Genomic DNA, 26,653 nt, shown 5'->3' with positions numbered 1-26,653 from the left:
AAAGGCAATACAGTAACGGCCGGTTAATGAGGCAACCGGTTAACAGGGCAATAAAATGCCGGCACACCCGTAAGGGAAGGTGTGGCATGCTGAGGAATGGGGAAAGTAGGTTTGTACAATTAACTGCATGGTGTGATCAGGATTTTGGAAAATAGTAGGCTGCATCTTCAATGGCATCTACCTCCTGGATTATTTCAAATCCGTCTTTCATCACTTTGCTTTTTTTAGCACGGCTGCCGGTGAGCCTTACAACAGCCCGGGTCCATTTTTCCTTGAGCTTCCATTTCCTTTTCATGTGTACGTGATTTTGGTTTGTACGTACGGTGCAATTCACATACCAGTTTGTACAAATGGATAAAACGTTTATGCGAAAGGCGGAAAAATCCATTTGAACTGTATAAGAAACCTTTCGTACATTATTCTTTCCGCTCACCCCAAATACTTTTTTGTGTTGGTTGTGGTGCTGCAATTTTACATTCGCAGATTGTGCATCCATTCATCCTTACAAAAAATCGTAAATGAGAAAACGCTTACTCCTGTTGTATTTGATGGTGCTGTCTATGGTTATTGTTTCACAGGCACAGGCAACAGGTGTTGCTGTGAGCGGTACCGTAAAAAGCGCTGATGAGAAACCCGTAGAAGGTGCTACGGTTACTTTGTTAAAACTGGCTGATTCATCGTTGGTAAAAATGACAGTGACTGCCAAAGACGGCCTGTTTGTGTTTGAACAGGTAGCTGCCGGCCATTACCTGGTTGCTGTTTCAGCCATAGGCCATGCCGCCTATTATTCCGCACCTGTTACCATTGAAGCAAAGCCTGTGGTGCTGGGCAGTTTCAGTCTTACCCAAACAGCCGCAGCTATCGGTGGTGTGACCGTTGTGAGTAAAAAACCTTTGCTCGAAATTAAACCCGACAAGATGGTGGTGAATGTAGATGCATCCATTTCAAACGTAGGTGCAACAGCCCTGGAAGTGCTCGAAAAGTCGCCCGGCGTAACGGTTGACAAGGATGGGAACATCAGTTTAAAAGGCAAGCAGAATGTGCTGGTGATGCTCGATGGCAAGCCTGCCTATATGTCGGGTACCGACCTGGCTAACCTGCTCACTAACATGAACGCCAACCAGCTTGATCAAATTGAAATTATGACGAACCCTTCGGCCCGGTACGATGCATCGGGCAATGCAGGCGTAATCAATATCAAAACAAAGAAAAATAAAACACGCGGTTTCAATGGCAGCATTACCGCCGGGTACGGGCAGGGCCGTTATGCCAAATCAAGCAACAGCATTAACCTCAATTACCGAAGCAGCAAACTGAACGTGTTTGCCAACTACAGTTATAACAGCAACAAAGATTTTAATAACCTGCACCTTACCCGCACTTATTATGAGCAGGATGGAAAAACAATCGCATCTGTGTTTGACCAGCCTACCAACATTATTTTCAAACGCCATTCTAACAACCTGAAACTGGGAATGGATTACAACCTGAGCCGCAAAACCACCATCGGTATCACAGGCACTGGTTTTATTGCGCCACGCAATATTTACAACGCCAGCACCGGCTTCTGGAACAATGCAGCCGGCCACGCCGATTCTGTGACAACCACTGCCAATACCGATTTCAACCGCTGGAAAAACGGCGGCATTAACCTGAACCTGCATCACCAGTTTGATTCCACGCAGGATTTGTCGGCCGACCTGGATTATATTACCTATCAGTCATCCACTGCTCAGCAGTTTTTCAACAACACAACTTACCCCACCAATAAACCGGAAACGGATGAAACCATTAAGGGCGACCTGCCATCGAAGATTGACATTTTTGCAGCCAAGGCAGATTACACCAAAACATTTAGTCATGGTTTAAAGCTTGAAGCAGGTGCAAAAAGCAGTTATGTAAAAACCGACAACACTGCCGGGTACTATAATCTTGTTGGCGGCAACTGGTTGCCTGATTATGGCAAAACCAACCATTTTATTTACAGGGAAAATATTAATGCAGCCTATATAAACCTGAACGGGCAAATAGGCAAGTGGCAATTACAGGGGGGCTTGCGTTACGAGAACACCCAGGCCAAAGGGCATCAGCTGGGTAATGCGCAAAAGGCAGATTCTTCTTTTAAGCGCAGCTATGGCAGCCTGTTTCCCACGGCTTACATTACCTATAACGTAAATACAAACAACCAGTTTTCTTTGTCGCTTGGCCGCCGTATAGACAGGCCGGGCTACCAGCAGCTGAACCCGTTTATTTTCTTTATCAACAAATACACCTATGAACAGGGCAACCCTTTCCTGAACCCGCAATACACCAACAATATTGAACTGAGCTACGTGTATAAGGGCATGTTTACTGCTACGCTTAATTATAGCCGTACCACGCAGTTCATGACCGAGATCTTCAACTCGTTTGATAATATTACCATACTGGGGCAAGGCAACCTGGGCAACCTGCAAACAGCCGGGGTAAGCTTTAATGCACAGCTGCAGGTGGCTCCCTGGTTCAGCACTACACTGCACAGCGATATCAATTACAAAACCGTGCGAGGCTACAATAATGGAGATGATGTAAAAACAAGTGCCTTTAACGGGCAGTTCAACGCCAACAACCAGTTTAAGTTTAAACACGGCTGGGCAGCAGAGTTGTCGGGTTATTATAATTCAAAAGATGTGGAAGGGCAGTTCAGGATACAGCCGCAGGGCGATGTGTCGGCCGGCATTTCAAAACAGGTGTTGCATAACAAGGGAACTATTAAACTCAATGCACGCGATATCTTTTATACGCGTGTAACCAACGGCGATATTTTTTACCAGAACGTGCACGAACATTTTATACAGAAGCGCGATTCGCGTGTGATCAATATTTCGTTTACCTGGCGTTTCGGGAAAGTCTTGAGTGATAAACCTGCGGGCAGACATGAAGGCGCTGCAGATGAACAAAACAGGGTACGTACCTAAAAGAAAAAAGGCCCATGCCTTGGACAAGGCGGGCCGTTGCTAACCTATGAAAAACACCATCTTTAGTTATGTGAACTACTGGTGTAGTTGTTGTTGTTTTGTAATGTAAAGGTACATCAAGGCTGAGTGCTACACAATTAAATAACCAATAAAGACCATCAAATTTTTTAAAAAATACATTAAAGATTGCTTTACTGTGTGTATTTATGCAGCTTTTGCAGTTAATCCGCCATCGACGTTTGAACTTTGATGATGGTGCTGTACGCATAATTAACATAACAGCTTTTTCTATGCATCTTTTTTCTTCTCTTTTTGCCCCTTAATAGATGGGCGTATGCCTTCCATCACTGTTTTCCAGATAAAGCCCCAGAACGTTTGCTGTGGTGTTTTGGTAAAGGTTACATGCTGTTCAATGGGCGAACTGCCTTTGTCAGGGCTCGATTTGGCGAGCATGAAATTGTTGGCAATAAATGTGGCCAGTCCTTTTTTCTTTACTTCCCCGGGATGGTCTTCATCTTTGGCCATGGCATTTACTTTAAGATCGCTGTACGTAACACTGGTGGTTGCAGCAGACCTGCGGTTATTGCCTTCCATGTGAAACGTAAACTGTTTCAGGGTACCGCTTTTTACATCAAACAGGCCCAGCGGAATAGTGGCCTTGTTAAGGTGTGTAACATCCATGTTGCCTACTTTGCCATCTACTGTAAATAAACCGGCTGCCGCATTTTTTAAATCAAACCGTATGGTGGCATCAATTCTTGCCTGCTGCATAAAAGCTGCATGGGCTTTTATTTCCATGTACTGGTTGGCTTTTATTTTATCCACTGCATTGGTTACATTGCTAATCACGCCATCTGCATGGTAAAACTCAACGGTACCTTTCTGGCCTGAAAGCGGGTTAAACTCCTGGTAAATGATATCGAGGTCATGTATCCGTATATTTTTTATATACACCGGCATCAGCAGTTGGGTGAGTTTCTGATGCGGGAAGGAGCCGAGTTTCGATTCATTGGAAGGAGGCACCCGCTGGTCGCTGAATATTTCCCAGCTGCCGTTTGAAATGTTCACTTCATCGGCAATCATGGTTTTGTTGATGAGGAGGTTAAACCAATCCACATTGCTCGCAGAAATATTGCTGATGTGTAAATCATAGCGGTCTTGCCGGAGTTTTATTTTGCTGCTGAAGTCTTCTTTTTTGCCTGCAGGCCGCAGGGTAAGGTTGCGGATATGTATCTGCCGCGAGGTAGCCACCATGGTCATAGAATCAATAGCAAAGCGATACAAACCACTTTTGCTGATGTGCTCATAATTGCTGAGCAGCAACACCGCTTCTTTCGCGAATAAAAAACGCGTGGTATCGTGCTGTGTGGTAGAATCAACCAGTATGTTGGTGAAATGGCAACTCAGGTTGTCGAGGTGCGTTGTTTTGCCTCCTTTGTCGAGGTCGTAGTAGGTAAAGGCAATTTTATCAAGCAGCAGATCGCCGAGTTTAAAAGAATGCAGTTCCTTCCCTATTTTATGGTACAGGCTGTCCGGCGATTTGGCTTCACTGGCTGTTTGGTGAAATATTTCCACTTTTGGTTCCCGTATATGCAGGGTACTGAGATCAATATTCTTTTTGTCGAGCAGCGTTTTCGGGGAAAGACCTTTTAAATCGAGCAGTTTAACCGATACGCGAAACACGTTTTCAGGCGCGCGGTTGGTCTGTTTCATTTGTTGCAATACTGAAGAATCGGCCTGCAGGCTGGCATTGTACAGCAGGATATTGCCGGCAATTACATCCAGCTCAATGCTATCTACTTTCAGGTTGTACAAGCCGCCCGAGCCATCATGCACCAGTTGCTGCAGTTTTTTGGTTACAAGCGGCGTAAGGTCTTTGTTCCTGGTAAAATGCAGGTAGGCCAGTACGCCGGCTGCGCCGGCCACAAGCACAATGGCTGATACAATCAGTAGCTTTTTCATAGAACTAATGTATCAGCAAAACCGTACCAATTACCGTTTGCGCTTCAGGGGTTCCAGCAGGTATTCCAGCCCGTTGAGTTTTATTTCATACATGGTTTGCAGTAACATGCCCATAGAACCTTTGGGAAATCCTTTGCGCTGAAACCATTCGAGGTAAGAAACAGGCAGGTCGCACAGCAAATGATCCTTGTATTTGCCAAAGGGCATTTTCATGGTAACCAGTTGTTGTAATATGGGATTGGCGGCGGGCTGCTCCGGAGTTTGCATGTATACTGTTTAAAAAGCGGCAAGATAAATGTATTTAAACAGCGTTGGTGCAGGGGCAAAAAAAAGGCCTTGGCTTTGGAAAAAGCAGGCCGTTGCTAACCTATGAAAAACACCTTTTTGTATTTAGTTGAGTGCAAATGTCGCAACTGATTCTGTTGCCCTTATTGCTGAAACAAAATTACAATGCAGTACTGCCCCGTGCAATTAAATAGCGCCTAAAGCAAGGCTGAAAACTATAAAAGGAGATTAAAACGGGCAGGTTACAGCCGGCACCCCGGATGTTAAACACGCAGCTGCGGTACAACCTTATTGATTGTATTTTGTAAGTACTGAAAACTACTGTACCATGATCTTCAGCAATGCCATCAGCTGGTTTGAAATACCGGCGACCGACCTTGACCGCGCCCAGCGTTTTTATGAAACCATTTTCGGGATCAATATGATACCCATGGAAATGCCGAACCTGAAAATGCGCATGTTCCCCTTAAAAGATATGACAGGCGTAGGTGGTGCCTTGTGCGACAGCGGTGGTTTTCACAAGCCTTCCGAAACAGACGGGCCGCTAATTTACCTCAATGCCAACCCCGATGTGCAGTGGATACTGGATAAAGTAACGCAGGCCGGCGGCAAGATAATGGTTCCTAAAACACAGATAACGCCCGAGTATGGCTACATGGCTGTAATTATAGATACAGAGGGAAACCGTATTGGCCTGCATTCGATGCCGCAGCCCTGATAAGCTGGAACGGTAAACTTTGGCATAATATTTCTAACTGCTTTGCTAATTATTTATAACATCAAATAAATGTTGAACCATATGAAACGTGTACTTCCTTTTATGTTGGCGCTTGCAGTTGCATTAAGCAGTTGCCAGGCTATCGGTACCATATTTAAAGCCGGTATGTGGTGGGGTATAATCCTGGTGGTAATTGTTATAGTGCTGGTAATATGGCTGCTGGGTAAAATGAGCGGCGGTTCTAAAAGCTAAATATAAAGCCCGGCATGCACGTGCCGGGCTTTTAAAATCTTGTTTTGTTTGTCTCGTTTGTAAGCTACATGCCGCCGGGATCTTTCATTTTCATGTCGCTGATTTTGCCATTCATATAAATGCACTGGCCTTCTTTCAGCATCACGGTTTCACCGGTTGATTTTTTTACGGAACCATCTTTCATTACAACAGAACCGTCAGACAAAGTCATGTCTTTTTTCATTTCCCAGGTTTTTCCATCCTTCATCACCCAAACCTTTCCATCCTTCATTGCAATGCAATCTTTCATTTTGTGGTGCGCTTCTTTCATCTTGTGCATAGATGTGTCTTGCGCGTTAGCCGCTACCACACCAAATGTGAGCAGCGCAAAGAGCAGGAATAGCTTTTTCATATGGTTTTCATTTTACTTAAAGTTACAACTAGTTTTCTCGCAATAAGGGCGATACATAAAATGAACACTTATATGTGTGTGGAATTTTTACACAGAATTAATCCGGCTGCTAGCAGTTGTGCCCGCTGCATTGCAGGCATTTTACAGGGGTTGAAATTAAACCGCCCTGCATTACAAATGCACAAAAACGAACACGTATGCATGGGTAACTGTATATTGAGTGACTTTATTTTCCATTTTCAATGAAACCACTGTATAATCGTCAACGGTCCATCGATGTCTTCCGCGCCATAACCATGCTGCTGATGGTTTTTGTAAACGATGCCGATACAGTACGGCATATTCCCTCGTGGATTGAACATGCCAAACCGGATGAAGATGCCCTTGGGCTGGCAGATACGGTTTTCCCGGCTTTCCTGTTTATTGTTGGCCTGTCCCTGCCGCTCGCCATTAACAACCGTTTAAAACGTGGCGAGCCGGTATATAAAATAGCCTGGTATATTATAGTGCGGGCCTTTGCTTTAATCGTAATGGGTTTTTATCATGTAAACCTCGAAGAGTTTAACGAGACCTACGATGTGCTGCGGCCTGTATGGGAGTTTGGTATAACCGCCGCATTTTTCCTCATATGGCTCGATTATCCGCCTGCCATGCCCAAAGCACGGCGTTATGTGCTGCAGGGCATCGGTGTGGCCATACTCATTATATTGGCTGTATTGTACAAGGGCGGAACAGACGAGGCGCCGCAGTACCTGCAAACCAGCTGGTGGGGCATACTGGGGCTCATAGGCTGGGCTTACGGCACAGGCGCGCTTATTTATCTCTTTTCAAAAGGGCGTTTCTGGGTGCAGGTGGCAGCTGCTGTTTTCTTCTTCGTGTTTTCGTTGCTGGTGCATGCACACATTATTTCCGACTTAAACGGTTTGCGGGAGTACATCTGGCCGGGCGGTAACGGTGCCATGCTGGCGCTGGTAATGGCCGGTGTAGTGGTATCGGGTATTTACGCGCAATTGTTTGCACAAAACAACCCCAGGCTGTTTGCCCTGCTTATTACCCTGGCTGCGGTTTGCATAATAACCGGTTTTATTGTACGGCCGCTAGATGGGATATCGAAAGACCATGATACGCCCGCCTGGGTAGCGATCTGCACCGGTATCAGCATTGCTTTTTTTGCCCTGCTCATCTGGCTCATCGATATTAAAAACAAGCAGCACTGGTTTAAACTTATTATGCCTGCAGGCACCAGTACGCTTACCTGTTACCTGTTGCCTTACTTCCTGTACTCAATTTATTACTACACCGATTTCAGGTACCCGCATGCTTTTAACAACGGGGCCACAGGATTGCTGCGCGCTGCAGCCGTGGCATTTGGCACAGTGCTGCTCACCGGGGTGCTGGAGAAAAAGCGGCTGCGTTTGAAGGTGTAGCAACAGGCAGGGCAGGGGCTTCGGTATGCTTATTGTTTCGGTAAGGCATAACCATTGATAAATGCAAACACCTGTAAAGCTTGCCTTGTACGCGCGGGTGGCACTGATACTGCATGCCGTAGTGCTTGTACTGTTGCTGTTGTATGTGAGTAAAACAGTCAGTATCCCGCTGTTTTTCGCCTTCCTGGTCGCCATATTGTTATATCCTGTTGCCAGCTGGCTCGAGCGGCACAGCCTGGGCAGGGCGCTTTCCGCAGGTATTACCGTATTGCTGTTTATGGCAATGGTGGCCTTGTTTGTATACTTCTTCAGTTCACAGCTAATCAACTTCACGCACAGTTTACCCAATTTGCAGGCGAAGTTCAGCCAGTTGCTCAACAACCTGCACGACTGGATTTACCGCAAATACCACATCAATGATGCAGACCAGAGCAATTACCTGAACAAATCTGTAAACACCATGGCCGGCGCCGTAGCAAGCTCGGTGGGTACCACGTTTGTGGGTATGGGTGAACTGCTGATACTCACAATTTTCTTCTTCTTCTTTACCTTTTTCATTTTGTTTCACCGCCACCTGCTGCTGCAGTTTGTACTGGCCTTTTTCAGCGAAACACAGCGCGCCAAAGTAAACGAAGTCGTGAACGTTATACGCCGTGTAATGAATGGTTATGTGCTGGGCTTGCTGACTGAAATGGCCATACTCTTCCTGTTAATTTTTACAGCCCTGCTGGTGCTGGGCATTAAATATGCATTGCTAATCGCGGTGTTTGCCGCCGTACTCAACCTTATACCTTATGTGGGCATTTACACGGCACTGGTAATCAGCATGGTGATTACTATGGTAAATGGTACCGGCCCGCAGGCTGCGCAACTGGCCATTGTATTTGTAGTGGCACACACGCTCGATGCGAATATTATTCTGCCGCGTATTGTAGGCGCAAGAGTTAAAATGAATGCCTTTATCACCCTGTTGGCAGTGATGATGGGTAAACTGGTTTGGGGTATTCCCGGCATGTTCCTGTTTATACCACTGATGGCGATCATCCGCATTATCAGCGAACAGGTAAACAGCTTGCAACCCTGGGCTATTTTAATGGGAGAAGAGCGGCGCACCAAACAGCCTGTACGCAAACATGCATAGGCTGCCATTGTATTACGTAAGTATAAAGCAGTGTTGATATGAATGAGCAAACGGAATTAGACGACCAGCTGCACTGGTACAAAGACGCCATTATTTACGAATTGCACATCAAGGCATTCTGCGATGGCAATGGCGATGGTATCGGCGATTTCCAGGGGCTGATGCAAAAACTCGATTACCTGCAGGAGCTGGGTGTTACCGCTATCTGGCTGTTGCCCTTTTACCCCTCGCCACAGCGGGATGATGGCTATGATATTGCCGACTATTACAATATTAACCCGGCTTATGGCAATATTCACCAGTTTAAACAGCTGCTGAAAGAAGCGCACAAACGCAGCCTGAAAGTAATTACCGAACTGGTCATTAACCACACAAGCGATCAGCACCCGTGGTTTCAGCGCGCCAGGATGGCACCCAAAAATTCACCGGAGCGCGATTACTATGTATGGACGGATGATCCCAACCAGTACAAAGATGTGCGCATTATTTTCCAGGACTTTGAAACATCCAACTGGACATGGGATCCGCTGGCACAGCAATATTACTGGCACCGCTTTTTTCATCACCAGCCAGATTTGAATTATGATAACCCTGTTGTACAGGAAGAGATTTTTAAAATCATCGATTACTGGTGCCGCATGGGCGTAGATGGCTTCCGGCTCGATGCCGTGCCTTACCTGTTTGAACGGGAAGGAACCAACGGCGAAAACCTGCCCGAAACACATGCTTTTCTGAAAAAAATGCGCAGGCATATCGACACGCATTTCCCGGGCACCTTGTTTCTGGCAGAAGCCAATATGTGGCCCGAAGATGCAGCTGCTTATTTTGGTGAAGGCGATGAATGCCACATGAATTACCATTTCCCCGTAATGCCCCGCATGTTTATGGCATTGCAAATGGAAGACCGGTACCCGGTTACCGATATCTTCGATCAAACACCTGCCATACCCGATGTTTGCCAATGGGCCATTTTCCTGCGCAACCACGATGAGCTAACGCTTGAAATGGTAACGGATGAAGAAAGGGATTACATGTACAAGGCTTATGCAAAAGACCCCAAGGCGCGCATTAACCTGGGCATTCGCCACAGGCTGGCGCCACTGGTAGACAATAACCGGCGCAAAATAGAACTGCTCAACTGCCTGTTGTTTACATTGCCGGGCACCCCGGTTATTTATTACGGAGACGAAATAGGCATGGGTGATAATTTTTACCTGGGCGACCGTGATGGCGTACGCACGCCCATGCAGTGGTCGCCCGACAGGAATGCAGGTTTCTCCTCTGCTAACCCGCAACGCCTGTACCTGCCGCTGATACTCGATCCTGCTTACCATTACGAAGCAGTAAACGTGGAAACACAGCGCGAGAATACCTCTTCACTTTTCTGGGTAATGAAGAGCATGATTGGCATGCGCAAAAAATACAAGGCCTTCGGCCGGGGCGACCTGAAGTTTTTAAATGTAGAGAATCCCAAAATACTGGCCTTTACGCGCAGTTACCAGGAGCAAACCCTGCTTATTGTAGTAAACCTGTCAAAGTTTTCGCAGGCTGCAGAAGTGGATTTAAGTGCCTACAAAGGCAATGTGCTGCGCGAGATGGCGAGCAAGAACAAGTTTCCTTCTATTAAAGATGACAGCCCGTATTTTTTTACCATGACGCCGCACGGCTTTCAGGCATTTGTACTGGAAAAGGCACATCCCGAGGTAGATGACAATGCACCCTTGCCAGAATTAAATATTGCCAGTTGGGAACAGCTGCTGCAGAACAGTACCAGGGACAGGCTCGAAAATGAACTGCTGCCTGCTTACCTGTTAAAGGCAAAATGGTTCAGCGGAAGACAGCATGCCATTTATACCATCACCATTACCAATCACGCCACCGTTTCGGCAGATGACCATCCCATATACTGGCTGCTGCTGGAAGTAAGTTACCAGAGCAGTTTGCCCGAAATGTACCAGCTGCCGGTTACGTTTGCCTCCGCACCGCAGTCTGGCAAGCTGGCAAGCAATTGCCCGCAATCCATTATAGCCCGCATGCGGCTGGGTGAAGCCGAAGGCGTGTTGTGCGATGCCTTTTTTACTGCGCCGCTGCAGCATGAACTCATCAAACGCATGACCAACAACAAACACCTTGCGCTGAACAGCAGTGAGATTGTATTGTATGGCAACAACGAGATGAAGAAATACTGGGGCGAACACAAAGACGAGATCAAATCACGCATCCACGCCAGTGACCAGTTTAATACTTCTATCACGTATGATAACCTGTATTTTCTGAAGATGTACCGCAAGGTAGACAGGTCTATCAACCCCGATCTTGAAGTTACCCGGTTTCTGACCGAGCAGGCAAAGTTTCCCTATATCCCTGCGTTTATTGGTGCCATTGAATGGAAGTACGATACCATTCCCATTGTACTGGGTATAATGCAGGAGATGATCGAAAACCATGGTGACGGGCACAGTTATGTAATGGAGCGCATGCACAATTATGTGGAGCGTATTAAAGCGCGCGACAGAAACCAGCTGCATCCCGAACAGCGTGTGGGTTCACTGGTAAACCCCTTGCCTTACGAACACCTGCCCGAAATGCTGCAGGTATTGCTGGGCAACTCGGCTGCAGAGCAAGCCCGTTTGCTCGGTGTACGCACCGGCCAGATGCACCTGGCATTGGCATCGGATGTAACAAATAAGGATTTTAAACCCGAAGAGTTTTCGCTGCACTATCAACGTTCTTTATTTGCATCAATGGTGTCGCTGGTGCGTGAAACCTATCACCGGCTTAACCGCGCAGCAGCTAACCTGGATGGCGAAGTAAAACCTGCGGCAGAAAGCCTGCTCAATAAAAGAACAGAGTTGCTGGGCACACTTAAACATATTTACGATAAAAAGCTCGACGTACTGAAAATACGCATACACGGTAATTTTCAGCTGGGGCAGGTGTTGCTTACCGGAAAAGACCTGGCAATACAGGATTATGGTGGCGAAGCATCCCAGCGCTACAGCGAACGCAGGTTAAAGCGCTCACCATTGAAAGATGTGGCCAGTATGGTTAGTTCTCTGCACTATGCAGCGCACGAGGCGTTCCGCAACGACAACCATATTCAGAAAGAAGAGTTGCCTGCATTATTGCCGTTTGCCAACTACTGGTGGCATCATATCAGCGGTATTTTTATTTATGCCTGGCTCGATACGGTAAAGAACACGGCATTGATACCAGCAGAACAAGACGACCAGGAAATGCTGCTGCAGAATTTTATGCTGCAGCAGGCACTCGAAGATTTAAATACCGAACTGCAAAACAACCGTACCGACTGGTTAACCGTACCGCTCGATATGATTGCCGCACTGCTGACGCCGCAAAAAGAAAAAGTGTAAGCACTTACTTATACATCCGCTCAGGGCAACCTACTTTTTTATACCGTTTGGTTGGCCGTGTTAATTGCTTATACTGGTTTACAAACGAGCGTACGGTGAAGGTAAGACCAAGATAATACCAGCTGTCTCTGGCATTGGGATTGCCTCTGGCTACGCCTGGTCCCGGGTAGGGGCCGGCATTTACTTCATTGCCGCGGTAGGCAAGGTCTACGGCTGTTTGCCCGCGTGCATTGCGCAGCGTGGTTTCGTTAATGTATTTGCGGCTTACATCATCCAGGTAGTCGGTGAACAATACGCGGTAACCAAATTCAACACCTACACGCATGTCTTCATTCAAAGCAAAGTCGGCCCCAACGCCCAGCGGCACGGCAAACTGGGTAAGCTTGTAAGGTTTAACGCCTGTACCGGTTATGCCTTCTCCTTCTGTGCTCAGCGGCTGCAGGTTGGTTCTGATGCCGTCTGTGGTGTAGGTGTATGGATTAAAATGGTACAACGCACCACCGGCAAACACGTAAGGCGTCCACCAGTTATAATTCAGGTTTAGAAAATTGTATTGCAGGGCCAGTTCCCAGTCAAACAGGCCGGTTTTAAAATTCAGGTTGCGGGCCTGGTGTACGGGTGTGCCGTATTTATCATTCGCCTGCAGGGAAGTAAGCGTAAGGTAGGTGCGTGCAGCAATGTGTTCAGTAATATCGTACCGGGCACCAAGGCTGCCCATTATTTTACTTTGTTTGAGTGTAAACGAGCTGGTAGCAAGTTCGCCATTGTAATTGGCTACACCTGCCTTCACAGACAGGTATAAATCCTGTGCAACAACAGCAATCGGACAGAAACAGAGCAGTGTCAGTAATTTTTTCATACGGTTTGATTACGCATTCTTCCAAAAATGATACCTGAATGGTTGGCAGGTGATTGATGTGGCTTCGGGAGGATATTGGAAAGAGTAGTAAACAAAACTAAATGCTGCCCGAAAATAAGCGAAGAAAAGACAGGAGAACACAAAACAAAACCCGCAGGTGAAAAATACCTGCGGGTTCAGTATCACCGGTTGCTGTTTTACCAGCGGTAAATGCGGGTGGCCGGGCAGCCTACTTTTTTATCGTGTTTAAAGCCAGGCAAGCCGTTGATGCGTTTGTACTGGTCAATGAACGAGCGGATGGTAAACGTAAGCCCTACAAAATACCAGGAATCATTACCGCCGCCGCTGCCGCGCATAGTGCCTGCAGCCGGGTAAGCGCCTGCACCACGGTAGGCCATAGCTACAGCCTGGTCTCCTGCATTTTTTTGCAGCAGCGCAGCGTCAACATATTTGCCGCTAACATCATCCATATAGTCAGTAAACAATTTCCGGAAACCGAATTCAATACCTACGCGCATGTCTTCATTAAGCGCAAAATCGGCGCCGAAGCCATAGGGAATACTGAGCTGCCAGCGTTTATATACATCCACATGACGAACAAAACCTTCGCCTTCTGTGCTCAGCGGCTGCAGCAGTACTTTATCGCCTGTACTGTCGTATGTATAGGGGTTAAAATGATAAACGCCCAGGCCTGCAAAAACATAGGGTGTCCACCAATGGTTGTTCAAACTTAAAAAATTGTATTGCGCACCCAGTTCCCATTCAAATATTTTCGATTTAAAATTGAGGTTGCGTTGCTGCATTCCCGGAGAGCCTTTGGCATCATCACCCTGTACACCTGTTAAAGTGAGGTAAGAGCGGGCGGCAATATGTTCTGATAAATCGTACCGGGCACCTGCAGAAAAAAGAAATTTAGACTGGCTGAGGGTAAAGCCTGTTTGGTGTAAATCGCCCTGGTAATTGGCGAGCCCGATCCTGCCAGAGAAATAAAAGTTTTGTGCAAACAGTGTTACCGGCAGGCAGCAGCACAACAGTAAAAGCTTTTTCATTGATATTGGAGGTTTAGGGAACAGGCAAATATAGGGGAGCAGGCTCAAATATGCTTACTGGCACGCGGTAAAAGAAAAGCCGGGGCATACCAACAGGTTTGCCCCGGCTTTTTTATAATAAACTGTTTTATTCTGATCGCAAACTTTTCACAGGGTTCATCAGCGCTGCGCGGATGGCCTGGTAACTAACGGTCATTAACGTAATGGCAAGGGCGCCTAAAATGGCTGCCACAAATATCCACCAGTAAATAGGCGTGTGGTATTCATAATTCTGCAGCCATATGTACAGCGCATACCAGGCAATAGGCACGGCAATACAGCTGGAGATGGATACCAGCGTAACAAAGTCTTTACTAAGCATGCCCCACAAGGTAAACACCGATGCGCCCAGTACTTTGCGTACACCAATTTCCTTGGTGCGTTGTTCGGCAACGAATGATGCCAATCCAAACAAACCTAAACACGAAATAAAAATCGCGAGTATGGCAAAGAAAGTGGCCAGGTGGCCAATGCGTTCTTCATCAGAAAATTTCTGCGCATATTCCTGGTCAATGAATTTATAGTCAAACGGGCTGCCGGGATCGTAGCTGCGGAATATCGGTTCAATTTTAGAAATGGCTTCATGCATGGCCACGGTTGGTTTTACGCGGATAGTGATCACCTGTGTCCAGCCATAGTCGAGGAAGAAAACAGTGGGTTTTACCGGCTCATAGGGCGATTCCATCACCATGTCTTTTACAATTCCGGTTACCCTGCGTTCCTTATCGTTCCATTTAATCAGTTCGCCAACCGGGTTTTTCAAGCCGGTAAGTTTTACTGCTGCTTCATTTAAAATCAGTGCGCCGCTGTCTGTGGTGAAATTGCGGGAGAAGTCACGGCCTTCTTTTATCTGCCAGTCAATGGTTTTACCATAATCATGGGTAACCGCCTGTATACCGAATACCGGGGTGGTGTTGGGATCTTTACCTTTCCAGTCAAAGCCAATCTGGTTGCTCCATATTTCTGTAGCCGGACTGGATGATTCAGCCATATTTTCCACCACGCCTGTTTTCAGCAGATCGCCGCGAAGGGCATCATAATGGCCATTGATCTCAGGTGTTTGCATATTCATCATAATTAGTCCGGCACGGGAGTAACCAACCGGCCTGTCTTTCGCATACTGGATCTGTTTATATACGATGATGGTGCCGATTACCAATGTAACCGAAACAGTAAACTGTATTACCACCAGTATTTTGCGGGGCAATGCTGCAAAGCGGCCTGTTTTAAAAGTGCCTTTTAATACCTTGATGGGTTCAAAGCTGGAAAGGTAAAACGCGGGGTAGCTGCCTGAAACAAGCCCGGTAAGAAAGGTAAACAGGATGGTGGCAGACCAGAAAATGGGATTGCCCCAGGGCAGGCGCATGTGTTTATCGGCAATGCTGTTAAAGAACGGCAGCAGGCATACCACCAGTATAATGGCCAGTAGCAGCGACAGGAAAGCCACAACAATAGATTCACTTAAAAACTGTCCCATCAGCTGGCGGCGCAACGAGCCAATGGCTTTGCGTATGCCTACTTCTTTGGCCCTCTTCTCGCTGCGTGCGGTGCTCAGGTTCATAAAGTTGATGCAGGCCAGCAGCAGCACAAAAATGCCGATGGCGCCAAACAGCCATACAAAATGAATGCGGCCGCCTTTCACACGGCCATCTTTAAATTCACTGTACAGGTGCCATTTGTCCATTGGGTGCACCAGCCCGTGTTCATTGCCTTCTTTTACATGCTCTTTCGCAATGTTGGCAATCTTGCGTGTTACGGCATCGAAGTCTGCATTGTCATTCAGTTCCACGAACAGCTGAAAACTGTGGTTGCCCCATTGTGTGCGTGATTCGGTAAGCCATTTTTCTGTGGCCACATAGGTATCCCAGGGCATAAAGAATTTGGTATCAAAGAAAGAGGTGTTGTGCGGTAAATCTTCGTATACGCCGGCTACTTTAACACTGTGTTTGTTGTCGAGCTTAATGATTTTATTCATCGGGTTCGTGTTACCGAACAGTGTTTTGGCAACCGATTCAGTGAGCAATATGGTGTAAGGAGCATTCAGGGCATTGATATTTCCCTGTATCATTTTCAGCGACAACATGCCGGGAAACTCCGGGTGTACCCACATGCCGCTCTGGCTTATTTTTTTATCGCCAACAGCAAGTACATGTGAAAAGTTCCAGGAGGCAAGCGTTACGTTCTTGAAATCTGCCCGGTATTTCTCCCGCAGCTCGTATCCCAGCGGAATAGATACGGCATTGTGTGTGCCGGTATGATCATTAAAAGTCTGGGTGGTCATTACCCTGCCCAGCCTGTTATGCCTGGCGTGATAGTGATCAAAAGAAAGTTCGTCATAAATCCATAACCCGATAAGAAGGGCTACGGCCATGCCTGCGGCAAGGCCCAGGATATTGATGCTGGAATAAGCTTTGCTTTTGAGCAAATTGCGCCAGGCAATGAGCAGATAGTTTTTGAGCATTGTCGTGGTTTATGTAGGCCAAAACAGGCTCTAAAATGATGCAGCTTTGGCAAATGGTTGATAATCAAGTGCAGTCGGTTCTGTTTTTTCTACGAATGTGTTCGTTTTTGATACAGCAACTGTTCGCTTTCGTGTAGAAGATACAAAATAAAAAGGGCACCCTGCAATAGGATGCCCCGTATGATACTCCAGGTTAGCCCCGGCTTATGCGTATTGGTTACGCAGCGATTTGATTTCATCGTGCGACTGGCGCAGTGCGTCCTGCTGTTCCTGCAGCATCTGGCGAATGTAGGCTGGAAGCACATCTGATTCAAGCGCAGCGGTATAGGCCTTCTGTGCGGCATCTTCACCTGCTTCACAATTTTCAAGAACTGCGTGTCTGTCGTTCCCGGTGAATATGGCTTTTATATCCATCCATGCACGGTAAATTTTACCGCTGGTGGTAGTACCATCGTCCATAGAACCGCCAAGGGCTTGCACTTCCTGTCCAAGTTCGTTGCGTATTTCATGGCTTTCCGCAATCATGGCTGTAAACAGGGTGCTGAGGTCGTTGTCCTGTTCTTTCTTTTTTAATTCTTTAATGGCTTTTTCGTAGCCCGCGATACGATCGTTATTGATTTGAATAAGATCGTTCAACACTTCGATTGCTGCTGTATTCTTTTCCATAGTTTAGCTTTTTATACTTCTTACGGGTCAAATACTGTTCCGTTGTGCCATCTACGTTGAAATACACTTGCATGCTGCATTTGCGAGTAGAAAGCATTCCCCAGTAAGGGGTATTTTACGGCAGGAAAATGTTTGCCTATATTGCTTAACATTTATTTAAAGCATGTTGTACAACCTTTTCTCCAAACTGCAGCAGCAAGGGCTTATTACCCCCGATGAACTCGACAATGTTGCTGTGCAGCAACAACGCCCCTTATCAGTGCGTAATGACCTGCTTACTTTGTTATATGCAGGCATCGTGGTTTTATGCACAGGTCTTGGTATTGTCGTTTATCAAAACATCGACAGTATTGGTCATATGGCCATAATCGCCTTTATAGCTATTACCTGCACGGCTTGTTATGTATGGTGTTTTAAAAAGGCCAGCGGTTATTCGCAGGCCAAAGTGCAGTCGCCCAACACCGGGTTCGACTATGTAATACTCTTCGGCAGCCTGTTGCTGCTGATATGGGTGGGCTACATGCAGTTTGTATATCATGTGTTTGGTGAGCGATGGGGCCTGGCCGGTTTTGTACCCATGGTGCTGTTGTTTGCTACTGCTTATTATTTTGATCATGCAGGCGTGTTGAGCCTGGGCATCAGTAACCTGGCTGCATGGCTGGGTATTACGGTGGCGCCGCTTTCTGTTGTCAGCGGTAATGATTTTGGCAATGAGCGCCTGATTTATACAGCCGTTTTACTGGGCGCTTTCCTCGTTGGCATTGCTGCCTTCAGCTTTTATAAAAATGTGAAGAAGCATTTTTATAAGGTGTACCTGAATTTTGGTACGCACCTGTTCTTTATCGGTGCTGTCACGGCCATGTTTGTTTTTCACGATGCATACTTCCTGTGGTTTGTGTTAATTGCAGCTGCTGCAGCAGCTTGCCTGAAATACGCTGTCGCCGCCAATAGTTATTACTATTTCGCTGTAACCATAGCCTATAGTTATGCAGCTGCCATGTATGCCGGTATCGCCTTGTTGGCGCTTATGCCCAATGAAGTGGGCGTTATTTACCTGGGACTGTTATATGGCATCTCTTTAAGTGTGTTGCTAACCTGGCTGCTGATTCATTACAATAAAAAATTTAAAGCACATGCATAGCTATTCAAAGGCAGATTTATACAACAGGTATGTGCAACAGGCTGCCGCAACTGCAAACAAACAACATTGCATTAGTGAGGCATCGCTTAACAATATTGAGCAGGCATATCCTTCTGAATTATATACACCCGATTTGTTTATTGCCATTGCCATTGGCCTGCTCACGGTTGTGGGCTGGTTGTTCGGTTGCGGTTTTTTATCGTTGTTTTTGCTGGAAGGCGGTATTAACAAAATAGGCTTCAGCATTGCGGCCATAATAATGGGCGCAGCAACTTATTTTGTACTGGAAGCGATGGTCAAAAGCAAACGATATTACAACGGCGGGGTAGACAATGTACTGCTTGCAGGCATTGTTATTTGTGGTTTGGTTGCTTTATACGGCACAGACTATGGCCAGCCTCCATTAGCAATTGTAGCACTGGTCATGCTGGTTATTTGCACGGCGCTGTGTGCGCGCTTTGTAGATGCGTTTATGGGCATGCTGGCAGTGGTTGCTTTACTCACGTTGGTATTTGCGCTGGGTAACAGGCTGATGCCCTGGTACCTGCTGCCTTTACTGGTAATGATTGTTTCGGTTGCATTGTACAGGCTGGCCGGTAAATACGTACAGCGCGAATCTTTGCTGGCATACCGTTATTGTTTTACCTGCATTCGCCTGCTGGCACTCACCTGCCTGTACACGGCGGGTAATTTTTATGTGATTATGCAGGCAGGCGCTTACCTGTTCCCGGGTTTTGGGGCTACTGGTTTTGTGTTGGGCTTGATTTTCTGGGTGTTTACCATCGCAGTGCCGTTGATATATGTGGTAGCGGGTATCCGTAAAAAAGATATGGCAATAGTGCGGCTTGGCCTGGCTTTATTACTGGTATCAGTTTTTACCGTGCGTTACTACTACTCCATTATGCCGCCCGAACAAGCTATGGTATGGGGCGGTTTGCTGGCACTGGGTATTGCTTATGTGTTAATACGGTTGGTAAAAACAGGCAAATACGGTTATACTTTTGAAGCCGGTGCAGGTGATGAAAAAGGATTGTTGCAGGCTAAAGCGCTGTTATTGCTGCAATCGGCTGCCATTAAAAAAATGCCGGTTGATCATACGCAGTTTGGCGGAGGCAGCAGCGGGGGAGGTGGAGCAAACAGCGATTATTGATACTCCTGGTAAATGTATTGGACATAAAAAAGCCCCGTTTGCTGTGAACGGGGCTTTTGTTTATTCAGGCAGTGGCCTTAAAACCGGTTTGGGCCGGTTGAATAATTTTTTATTGAGCCAGCGGGTGGCAAAGGCAGTACCTGTACCAACTACTGCGCCGGCAAATACATCAGAAGGGTAGTGTGCACCCAGGTACATGCGCGAGTAGGCTACCGAGCCTGCCCACACATAAGCCGGTACGGCGATATACCATTTCTTGAATTCAAGCGTTACACTGGTTGCCAGGGAAAAAGCCAGCGAGGTATGGCCGGAAGGCATAGACTTATCATCATTACCCGGGCTGTAGGCGTGTATGATGCCTTTGTACGTAAATGACGGGCGGTTACGGCTGGCTGCACGTTTGGCCAGTTCTGTAACAATAGACGAAATGGCCACTGTTTCTGCAATGCGCAGGCCTTTCCAGCCCAGGTCTTTGTTGCCGGATACAAACCCGCCAATGGTCAGGGCCACCGGTACGCCAATGCCTATATTGTAGGCAGAATTACTGATCCCGGTCATAACACCGGAATAATGGCCATTTGAAGGGTTGATGTGTTTTAGAATATCCACATCAAGGTTTTGTGCGTGCACACTACGACACATAGCAATGCCCGCGCAGAGCAACAAAAGATATTTGAACATGTTTTCGGAATAATTACATCACCAGATACGGCAAATTATGAATTCTGCCGGCAAATATGCTTAGAAACACCTTAAATGCTGCCTTAGAATTTGTTAAAGAGTAGGTCCTGAAAGGGCCTTGCCACGGGGTTTCAGAAGTTTATACATGGCTTTTAAGCAGGTTTTTGTTTTTCCTTCACAAAGGGCGTTAACAAGCTTGTATGATTTAACCCTGTAAATGAACGTTTGCCCCGCTTGTATTTTCATTCACTATTCACCGGTTACAGGAACTGCGACGCAAAAAAAAAGCCCCGCAGTTGAAGGCGGGGCAAACGTATTATTGTAGTTAGTAAGCAATGTAAGGTGGCCTGCTGATGTGGATAAATGAAAACGCAGGATGCAGCGTTTTTTGTTTTCTTTAACAAAGATGCGATCTTATTTTTAATTATCCCAATCTTTCCCACAAAAACTAAACACCACACGCAGCGAAGCGGAAATACCGCTAAACTTGCACACATCGATTAATCGCCTATGGCTTTTCCGGATATACAATTTATTATTACCAACTCACCTTCTGTGCAAATGCTGCGTATGCGCAATGCGCACTGGGTGCTGCCTTTTTTATATACGGTGTTTAAAGAAGCAGGCGTGTTTTCTGTTGCCGAGCCACAGCTGGTAACCTTGCTGGCCGAAACACTCAGCATGCATGCCGATGGCACCGAATACCTTGAAGAAGCGCGTATTGAATTTGGTGAAGACGAAGAAAGCCGCGCACGCAAATACCTGCTCAACTGGGTGCAGAAAAGGCTGCTGCAGGATTTACCAGATGAAGCAGGCGGCACTCTGTACCAGCTGAGTTCGCACAGCGAAAAATTGTTTCAATGGCTGCAGAGTTTAGAGAAACGACAGTTTGTTGGTACAGAAAGCAGGTTTAAAATTCTCTTCAATTCCTTACAGGATATGGTGGAGAAAACCGAAGACGACCGCACACTGCGACTGGAAGAACTAAAAAACCGCCGTGCCGAAATTGATAAGGAAATTAAAGCACTGGAACTCGGTGCGCCGGTAGAAGTGTACAGCAACGCACAGGTACAAGAGCGCCTGGAACTGTTTACCCGCCTGTGTTACGAGCTGATCAGTGATTTCAGGGAGGTGGAAGATAATTTTAAACAGATACACCGCAATATTGTAGAACAACATACGCGCGCCGAGCTGAACAAAGGCGCTATTATCGGCTATGCATTTGAGGCATACGATGCGCTCCGCACCAGCGACCAGGGTAAAAGCTTTTATGCTTTCTGGGACTTTCTTATTTCCCGCGCAGGCCAGGAAGAATGGCGGGAGCTCACCAACCAGTTGCTTACCCTGCTCGAAGACCGTGCCATTGAAACAGACCGCCATTTTCTGCAGAATGTGAAATCACTGCTGTTGCAGCAGGGACGTAATGTGTATGAAGCCAATGATAAAATGGCCGAGAAACTCAGCCGCATTATCACCGAAAAGGAAATTGCCCGCCACCGCCGCATGCGCCAGCAAATCAGCAATATCAAGGAACTGGTATTTGAACTGATGGATGAAGACGAAGTACCCTGCGGTATTGAGATTACAGAAGGCGTAGACATTCGTATGGTGATGGACAGAAAGCTTACCGATGAACAAAAGAAAACCACCAGTGTACTAAAACAACCGCAATCGGCCGAAGAAAAGATTGCCGATATGGACCGCTTCAGCCGATTGCTGAATACAAGCCATGTTGACAAGCGCGTGTTGTGGCAAAAGGTGGAGAAGGTGCTGCAACACCAGCAAACAGCTACACTCAAAGAAATAGTAGATGCATCCGGGCTGGAAGCAGGTATTGCTGAAGTGATTGCCTACTTCAGTTTTGTACGCGACAAGGGCAGCCGGGTGCAGGTAATGAAGGAGATTACAGAGCATATCCCCATCAATGAAGCGCAAACAAAATTTATAGAAGTGCCATACCTGTTGTTCAGCAAGTAAAAGTCCGCAATGCGGCAATAACAAGAAAATATGAATCAGAACGATAAAATATTACCCTATACACCGGTGTTTATTAAACTGCTGAAAGGCCCGGTGGAATATGTGGAGAAATCTGCCTGGGAGAAACTGATTGTGTATAAAACCGAGCTTACGCGTTTTGTACAGCAGCTGGGTTTGCAGCTGGTGCTCGATGAGCAGGATGGCTACGCTTATTTAACCCACCGCGTTACCGAAGAAGACGATGAAGCTGCCGTAAGCTGGATACAGCGCAGGCCCCTTACCTACGATGAAAGCGTAATGCTGGTACTGCTGCGCGAAATGATGGCAGAATTTGAAGTAGGTGAGGTTACTGCGCGTGAACTCATTAAAAAGCGGCGCGAAATAAAAGAATATGCTGAACTGTTCTTTAAAGAGAATGCCAGCCGGGTAAAATTTACCAGGGAGCTGGACAGGCTGATTGACAAAGCAGAAGAAAACGGCTTTCTCGATAAAACAGAACACAATGATATTGCCGATGAACAGAAGTTCAGGATCAAAAAGATCATCAAGGCAAAAGTAGATACGGAAATACTGGACCAGTTTAAACAGAAATTAAGCGAACATGCAGCTCAACGTATTCAGCACAGACAATCATAAATCGGGTTTCCGCCTGCAATACATGGAGGTGTTTAACTGGGGCACGTTCGATGAAATTGTGCACCGCATAAAACCCATGGGCGAAACATCTTTGCTTACCGGCGCAAACGGCAGCGGCAAAACCACGTTTGTGGATGCTTTGCTTACGCTGATTGTGCCGGAGAAAAAATACAGGTTTTACAACCAGTCGAGCGGCAGCGAAAAAAAGGGCGACCGTACAGAAGAATCTTATGTGCAGGGCGGCTACGGCTCTGTTAACAGCGAAAGCACCGGCAGCACCAAAACCCTGTACCTGCGCGAAAACCGCGACGAAGTATACAGCATACTCCTGGCCAATTTTGCCAATGAGGCCGAACAAACAGCCACCCTGTTCCAGGTGCGGTATTTTGTAAACGGCGATATGAAAAAAGTATTTGGCATTGCACACAAACCACTGCGTATTGAAGATGATTTCAAGCCGTTTGATTTAGGCAGCTGGAAAAAGAACATCGATAAGCGCTACAACACCGGCAGCCGCAAACAGGTAGAATGGTTTAATGCTGCCAGCAATTACGCACAGCGCATGACCGAAGTGCTGGGCATGCAAAGCATACAGGCGCTGAGTTTGTTTAACCAAACGGTAGGTATTAAAGTACTGGGTAACCTCGATGAGTTTATCCGCATGCACATGCTCGAGCCGCGCAATATGGAAGAGCAGTTTCTCGATCTCAAGAAACACCTTGGCACCCTGCTCGATGCGCAGCGCAACATTGAAAAAGCAGAAGCGCAGATTCACCTGCTGCAACCCCTGCAGCAGCAATACGAAACATATACTTTACACCAGCAACAACTGGTACAGGCCAAACAGGAGCTGGATACCGTGCTGGTATGGAACAGTTATACCAAACACCACCTGCTGAAACAGGCGGTACAGGAAGCTGAACACGACCTGGTTGCCCTGCAACAGAAACTGGAAACAGGCAAAGCAGCGATCAGTACATTGCTCGAACAGGAAAGGGTAACCAGGAACCAGCTGGAGCAAAACAAGGCAGGTCAGCGCCTGGCACAACTGGAAAAAGACCTGGATGACGCAAAAGGAAAACTGAAACAAACAGAAACCAATGCCACACAGTTTACCGAATGGTGCAATGCCTTGCATTTGCAGGAAAACGGCATCAGCGATGAAGCTTCTTACAAACGCGTAAAGACAGAAGCACATAGGGCCAAACTGCGCATTGACCGTGAATCGCGCCTGAATGAAGACGATGAGTTTGAAGCAAAAAATGTGCAGCGTACCGTCGGTTCTTCCAAAACACAGCTCGAAGCGGAACTGAATATATTGCTGCAAAGCAAACACAATATTCCCGGCCACCTCGTTACCCTGCGCAAGTCTTTGTGTGAAGCGCTGAAGCTCGATACCGACGACCTGCCTTTTGCAGGTGAACTGATGCAGGTAAAAACAACCGACCTGCAATGGCAGCCGGCACTGGAAAAACTGCTGCATGGCTTTGCCCTGCGGTTGCTGATTCCCGATAAGCACTACAAAAAAGTAAACCGCTACGTCAACAATACCGACCTGCGCGCCAGGCTGGTGTATTACCGCGTAAACGATAGCGCCCTGCAGCAATATGCCGATGATGATACCGTGTTTCACAAACTGGAATTTCATCCCGATCATCCATTAACAGAATGGGTAGAGCAGCAGGTAATACAACAGTTCAATTACGTTTGCCTGGATGATGAACGTACACTGGAACGTTACGACAAAGCCATTACCCTGCACGGCCTTATAAAAAACCGCGACCGGCACGAGAAAGATGACCGCCCGCAACGCGGTGATGCAGGCAACTACGTAATGGGCTGGGATAATGAACGTAAAAAGGAATCGTTGATCCGTAAACGGCATTTGCTGGCCGATGAACTGGCCACCGCAGAAGAAACCTTACAACGCTGCAAACGCAAGGCCGAGCGTCTCAGAAATGAAATATATGCGCATACCCGTATAGAACAGCAGGAGAGTTTTGCAGAGATCAATATAGCCGGTGCACAACGCAGTATCCGCACCATCGAAGAGCAATTGCAGCAGCTGCGCCAGAGCAGTAACCAGTTGCTCGAACTCACCAAGCAGCTGGACGACCTGTTGTTAACCAGGCAGCAACTGGAGTTTGAGCGGGAAGACCTGCTGGGCAAAAAACGTGTGGAAGAAGACCGTATTGCGCACATGCGCATGCAGCTGCAACAACTACAGGAACTGCTGCAGCATATACGCGAGCATGAGAAAGACCAGCTGCTGCAGTTTCAGCAGCAATATGCCGACCTGGTAGGCACCGTAACGCTGGATACCATTGATGCCGTTTACCAGCACACACGCGAAAAAACATCCGGCACCATCAACAGGCTGCAGGATGCAGTTCACCGCGAAGAAACCGGTTTAAATAAGGCCATCGGGCGCATTAAAAACCCCGCTGCCGACATACTGCAACGATTCCCCGACTGGTTGGGTGATGTACAGTTATTGGGAGATGATGCATCGAATACCATTGAATACATGGAATGGCTGGCCAAACTCGAAAACGATAACCTGCCCAAGTACAAAAAAGACTTCGAACGCTACCTGCACGAAACCATGGTATACAAAATGGGTGAGCTGAGTGAGCAGCTGGAGAACTGGGAACGCAATATCAGCAACAGCGTAACCAAGCTTAACCAGTCGCTTGCAGGTATCAACTTTAACCGCCTGCCCGATACCTATATCCAGCTGGGCAAACGTGCGGTAACGGATACCTCCATCAAAGAATTCCGCAACCGCCTGCTCGAAAGTCTGCCGCAGGCTGTAAACTGGCAACAGAGCAGCTTTGAAGATAAGGCGTCACACTTCAGGCAAAAAGTACAACCCCTGATTGACAGCCTCAATGAGAACGAAGCATATCGCGCCCGCGTAATGGATGTGCGCAACTGGTTTGAATTCTGGGCCGATGAAAAATTCCGCAATACCGATGAGCTGAAGAAAACCTATCGCCAGATGGGACAGCTGAGTGGTGGTGAAAAAGCGCAGTTAACCTATACTATTTTATGTAGCGCTATTGCTTACCAGTTTGGCATTACCCGTGAAGGCAGCAACAGCAAAAGCCTGCGCTTTATTGCAGTAGACGAAAGTTTCAGCAACCAGGATGAAGAAAAAGCCACCTATCTCATGGAATTGTGTAAGCAGCTGCACCTGCAATTGCTGGTAGTTACGCCAAGTGATAAAATACAGATAGTGCAGGATTTTATTGCCTATGTTCACCTGGTACAAAGGGTAAAAAACAGGGAGAGCATTTTATACAACATGACCATGAAAGAACTGAAAGAAAAAATAGCTGAACCAGCATAGGTTTTTAAACATACTAGTCTTTTACAAGAAAAACTTAACCAACAATATGTTCAAAAGGTATCAGATCCGTTAGTATAATTAAAATATTTTAAGGTTTCAGCTTCTGCAAATCAGCTATTTTACAATCTGAACAAT

The 26,653-nt window shown here is 46.8% G+C and carries 20 protein-coding genes; 11 read left to right on the top strand and 9 right to left on the bottom strand.

Annotated elements, in window-relative coordinates; genetic code table 11:
* Positions 1-136: 136 nt before the first annotated feature.
* Complete coding sequence (locus DXN05_RS24565; RefSeq protein ID WP_158559115.1) at positions 137-295, bottom strand: hypothetical protein; 159 nt, start codon at positions 293-295, stop codon at positions 137-139.
* Positions 296-518: 223 nt separating this feature from the next.
* Between DXN05_RS24565 and DXN05_RS04100 the strand changes: the two genes are divergently transcribed.
* Positions 519-2,957 carry a TonB-dependent receptor domain-containing protein gene (locus DXN05_RS04100; protein ID WP_116845920.1) on the top strand — a complete coding sequence of 813 codons (2,439 nt, stop codon included), beginning with the start codon at positions 519-521 and terminating at the stop codon, positions 2,955-2,957.
* Positions 2,958-3,245: 288 nt separating this feature from the next.
* Here DXN05_RS04100 and DXN05_RS04095 read toward each other — a convergent pair whose 3' ends face one another.
* Positions 3,246-4,919 (bottom strand): AsmA family protein, encoded by a 1,674-nt coding sequence (locus DXN05_RS04095; protein ID WP_116845919.1) that lies wholly within the window; start codon positions 4,917-4,919, stop codon positions 3,246-3,248.
* Positions 4,920-4,949: 30 nt separating this feature from the next.
* A complete protein-coding gene (locus DXN05_RS04090) occupies positions 4,950-5,186 on the bottom strand; it encodes a DUF3820 family protein (RefSeq protein WP_116845918.1) in 237 nt (78 codons plus the stop codon).
* A 346-nt stretch (positions 5,187-5,532) separates the two neighbouring features.
* Between DXN05_RS04090 and DXN05_RS04085 the strand changes: the two genes are divergently transcribed.
* Both DXN05_RS04085 and DXN05_RS24830 read left to right on the top strand, forming a co-directional pair.
* Complete coding sequence (locus DXN05_RS04085) at positions 5,533-5,922, top strand: VOC family protein (RefSeq protein ID WP_116846383.1); 390 nt, start codon at positions 5,533-5,535, stop codon at positions 5,920-5,922.
* Positions 5,923-6,003: 81 nt separating this feature from the next.
* A complete protein-coding gene (locus tag DXN05_RS24830) occupies positions 6,004-6,174 on the top strand; it encodes a hypothetical protein (protein ID WP_170148863.1) in 171 nt (56 codons plus the stop codon).
* A 64-nt stretch (positions 6,175-6,238) separates the two neighbouring features.
* Here the strand turns inward: DXN05_RS24830 and DXN05_RS04075 are convergent, their stop codons facing one another.
* Positions 6,239-6,565, bottom strand: coding sequence for a DUF6799 domain-containing protein (locus DXN05_RS04075; protein ID WP_116845916.1), 327 nt, complete (start codon positions 6,563-6,565; stop codon positions 6,239-6,241).
* Positions 6,566-6,807: 242 nt separating this feature from the next.
* On the opposite strand from DXN05_RS04075, the gene DXN05_RS04065 reads away from it, so the two are divergent.
* From DXN05_RS04065 to treS, 3 genes are all read left to right on the top strand, one after another.
* Positions 6,808-7,992: a DUF5009 domain-containing protein gene (locus DXN05_RS04065; protein WP_116845914.1), complete on the top strand. Its 1,185-nt coding sequence runs from the start codon at positions 6,808-6,810 to the stop codon at positions 7,990-7,992.
* A 61-nt stretch (positions 7,993-8,053) separates the two neighbouring features.
* A complete protein-coding gene (locus tag DXN05_RS04060; protein WP_116845913.1) occupies positions 8,054-9,133 on the top strand; it encodes an AI-2E family transporter in 1,080 nt (359 codons plus the stop codon).
* Positions 9,134-9,171: 38 nt separating this feature from the next.
* Positions 9,172-12,507, top strand: a complete 3,336-nt coding sequence (gene treS / locus DXN05_RS04055; protein WP_116845912.1) for a maltose alpha-D-glucosyltransferase — start codon at positions 9,172-9,174, stop codon at positions 12,505-12,507.
* Between the two features lie 4 nt (positions 12,508-12,511).
* Here the strand turns inward: treS and DXN05_RS04050 are convergent, their stop codons facing one another.
* From DXN05_RS04050 to DXN05_RS04035, 4 genes are all read right to left on the bottom strand, one after another.
* Positions 12,512-13,366, bottom strand: coding sequence for a DUF6089 family protein (locus tag DXN05_RS04050; protein ID WP_116845911.1), 855 nt, complete (start codon positions 13,364-13,366; stop codon positions 12,512-12,514).
* Positions 13,367-13,563: 197 nt separating this feature from the next.
* The gene (locus DXN05_RS04045) at positions 13,564-14,415 is read right to left on the bottom strand and encodes a DUF6089 family protein (RefSeq protein WP_116845910.1); all 852 of its coding nucleotides are present in this window, start codon (positions 14,413-14,415) and stop codon (positions 13,564-13,566) included.
* A 127-nt stretch (positions 14,416-14,542) separates the two neighbouring features.
* Positions 14,543-16,915, bottom strand: a complete 2,373-nt coding sequence (locus DXN05_RS04040) for an ABC transporter permease (protein ID WP_116845909.1) — start codon at positions 16,913-16,915, stop codon at positions 14,543-14,545.
* Positions 16,916-17,119: 204 nt separating this feature from the next.
* Entirely contained in the window at positions 17,120-17,581 is a 462-nt protein-coding gene (locus DXN05_RS04035) for a PA2169 family four-helix-bundle protein (RefSeq protein ID WP_116845908.1), read from the bottom strand.
* Positions 17,582-17,744: 163 nt separating this feature from the next.
* Here DXN05_RS04035 and DXN05_RS04030 point away from each other — a divergent pair, with 163 nt between their 5' ends.
* Both DXN05_RS04030 and DXN05_RS04025 read left to right on the top strand, forming a co-directional pair.
* A complete protein-coding gene (locus DXN05_RS04030; RefSeq protein WP_116845907.1) occupies positions 17,745-18,722 on the top strand; it encodes a DUF2157 domain-containing protein in 978 nt (325 codons plus the stop codon).
* Complete coding sequence (locus tag DXN05_RS04025) at positions 18,715-19,872, top strand: hypothetical protein (RefSeq protein ID WP_116845906.1); 1,158 nt, start codon at positions 18,715-18,717, stop codon at positions 19,870-19,872. The genes DXN05_RS04030 and DXN05_RS04025 overlap by 8 nt, the downstream gene beginning before the upstream one ends.
* A gap of 60 nt (positions 19,873-19,932) precedes the next feature.
* On the opposite strand, the gene DXN05_RS04020 is transcribed toward DXN05_RS04025, so the two are convergent.
* A complete protein-coding gene (locus DXN05_RS04020) occupies positions 19,933-20,553 on the bottom strand; it encodes a phosphatase PAP2 family protein (RefSeq protein ID WP_116845905.1) in 621 nt (206 codons plus the stop codon).
* A 510-nt stretch (positions 20,554-21,063) separates the two neighbouring features.
* On the opposite strand from DXN05_RS04020, the gene DXN05_RS04015 reads away from it, so the two are divergent.
* The 3 genes from DXN05_RS04015 to DXN05_RS04005 are packed head-to-tail and all read left to right on the top strand — an operon-like array spanning position 21,064 to position 26,518.
* Positions 21,064-22,530, top strand: a complete 1,467-nt coding sequence (locus DXN05_RS04015) for a DUF3375 domain-containing protein (RefSeq protein ID WP_116845904.1) — start codon at positions 21,064-21,066, stop codon at positions 22,528-22,530.
* Between the two features lie 30 nt (positions 22,531-22,560).
* Positions 22,561-23,166: a DUF4194 domain-containing protein gene (locus DXN05_RS04010; RefSeq protein WP_116845903.1), complete on the top strand. Its 606-nt coding sequence runs from the start codon at positions 22,561-22,563 to the stop codon at positions 23,164-23,166.
* Positions 23,132-26,518 (top strand): ATP-binding protein, encoded by a 3,387-nt coding sequence (locus tag DXN05_RS04005; RefSeq protein ID WP_116845902.1) that lies wholly within the window; start codon positions 23,132-23,134, stop codon positions 26,516-26,518. Before DXN05_RS04010 ends, DXN05_RS04005 begins: the two co-directional genes overlap by 35 nt.
* The last annotated feature ends 135 nt before the right edge of the window (positions 26,519-26,653 follow it).

The organism is Deminuibacter soli (genome assembly GCF_003412455.1).
Classification (GTDB): Bacteria; Bacteroidota; Bacteroidia; order Chitinophagales; family Chitinophagaceae; genus Deminuibacter; species Deminuibacter soli.
Note: the sequence above shows the minus strand (reverse complement) of the source record. Positions and strands in the feature narration are given on the sequence as shown.

Bases quoted from the DNA above. Each gene is read 5' to 3' on its own strand.
- DXN05_RS04090 (WP_116845918.1), bottom strand. From the start codon at position 5,186: ATGCAAACTCCGGAGCAGCCCGCCGCCAATCCCATATTACAACAACTG.
- DXN05_RS04065 (WP_116845914.1), top strand. From the start codon at position 6,808: ATGAAACCACTGTATAATCGTCAACGGTCCATCGATGTCTTCCGCGCC.
- DXN05_RS04005 (WP_116845902.1), top strand. From the start codon at position 23,132: ATGCAGCTCAACGTATTCAGCACAGACAATCATAAATCGGGTTTCCGC.
- DXN05_RS04045 (WP_116845910.1), bottom strand. From the start codon at position 14,415: ATGAAAAAGCTTTTACTGTTGTGCTGCTGCCTGCCGGTAACACTGTTT.
- DXN05_RS04060 (WP_116845913.1), top strand. From the start codon at position 8,054: ATGCAAACACCTGTAAAGCTTGCCTTGTACGCGCGGGTGGCACTGATA.
- DXN05_RS04100 (WP_116845920.1), top strand. From the start codon at position 519: ATGAGAAAACGCTTACTCCTGTTGTATTTGATGGTGCTGTCTATGGTT.
- DXN05_RS04035 (WP_116845908.1), bottom strand. From the start codon at position 17,581: ATGGAAAAGAATACAGCAGCAATCGAAGTGTTGAACGATCTTATTCAA.
- DXN05_RS04095 (WP_116845919.1), bottom strand. From the start codon at position 4,919: ATGAAAAAGCTACTGATTGTATCAGCCATTGTGCTTGTGGCCGGCGCA.
- DXN05_RS04015 (WP_116845904.1), top strand. From the start codon at position 21,064: ATGGCTTTTCCGGATATACAATTTATTATTACCAACTCACCTTCTGTG.
- DXN05_RS24830 (WP_170148863.1), top strand. From the start codon at position 6,004: ATGAAACGTGTACTTCCTTTTATGTTGGCGCTTGCAGTTGCATTAAGC.
- DXN05_RS24565 (WP_158559115.1), bottom strand. From the start codon at position 295: ATGAAAAGGAAATGGAAGCTCAAGGAAAAATGGACCCGGGCTGTTGTA.
- DXN05_RS04040 (WP_116845909.1), bottom strand. From the start codon at position 16,915: ATGCTCAAAAACTATCTGCTCATTGCCTGGCGCAATTTGCTCAAAAGC.
- DXN05_RS04020 (WP_116845905.1), bottom strand. From the start codon at position 20,553: ATGTTCAAATATCTTTTGTTGCTCTGCGCGGGCATTGCTATGTGTCGT.
- DXN05_RS04010 (WP_116845903.1), top strand. From the start codon at position 22,561: ATGAATCAGAACGATAAAATATTACCCTATACACCGGTGTTTATTAAA.
- treS (WP_116845912.1), top strand. From the start codon at position 9,172: ATGAATGAGCAAACGGAATTAGACGACCAGCTGCACTGGTACAAAGAC.
- DXN05_RS04030 (WP_116845907.1), top strand. From the start codon at position 17,745: ATGTTGTACAACCTTTTCTCCAAACTGCAGCAGCAAGGGCTTATTACC.
- DXN05_RS04085 (WP_116846383.1), top strand. From the start codon at position 5,533: ATGATCTTCAGCAATGCCATCAGCTGGTTTGAAATACCGGCGACCGAC.
- DXN05_RS04075 (WP_116845916.1), bottom strand. From the start codon at position 6,565: ATGAAAAAGCTATTCCTGCTCTTTGCGCTGCTCACATTTGGTGTGGTA.
- DXN05_RS04025 (WP_116845906.1), top strand. From the start codon at position 18,715: ATGCATAGCTATTCAAAGGCAGATTTATACAACAGGTATGTGCAACAG.
- DXN05_RS04050 (WP_116845911.1), bottom strand. From the start codon at position 13,366: ATGAAAAAATTACTGACACTGCTCTGTTTCTGTCCGATTGCTGTTGTT.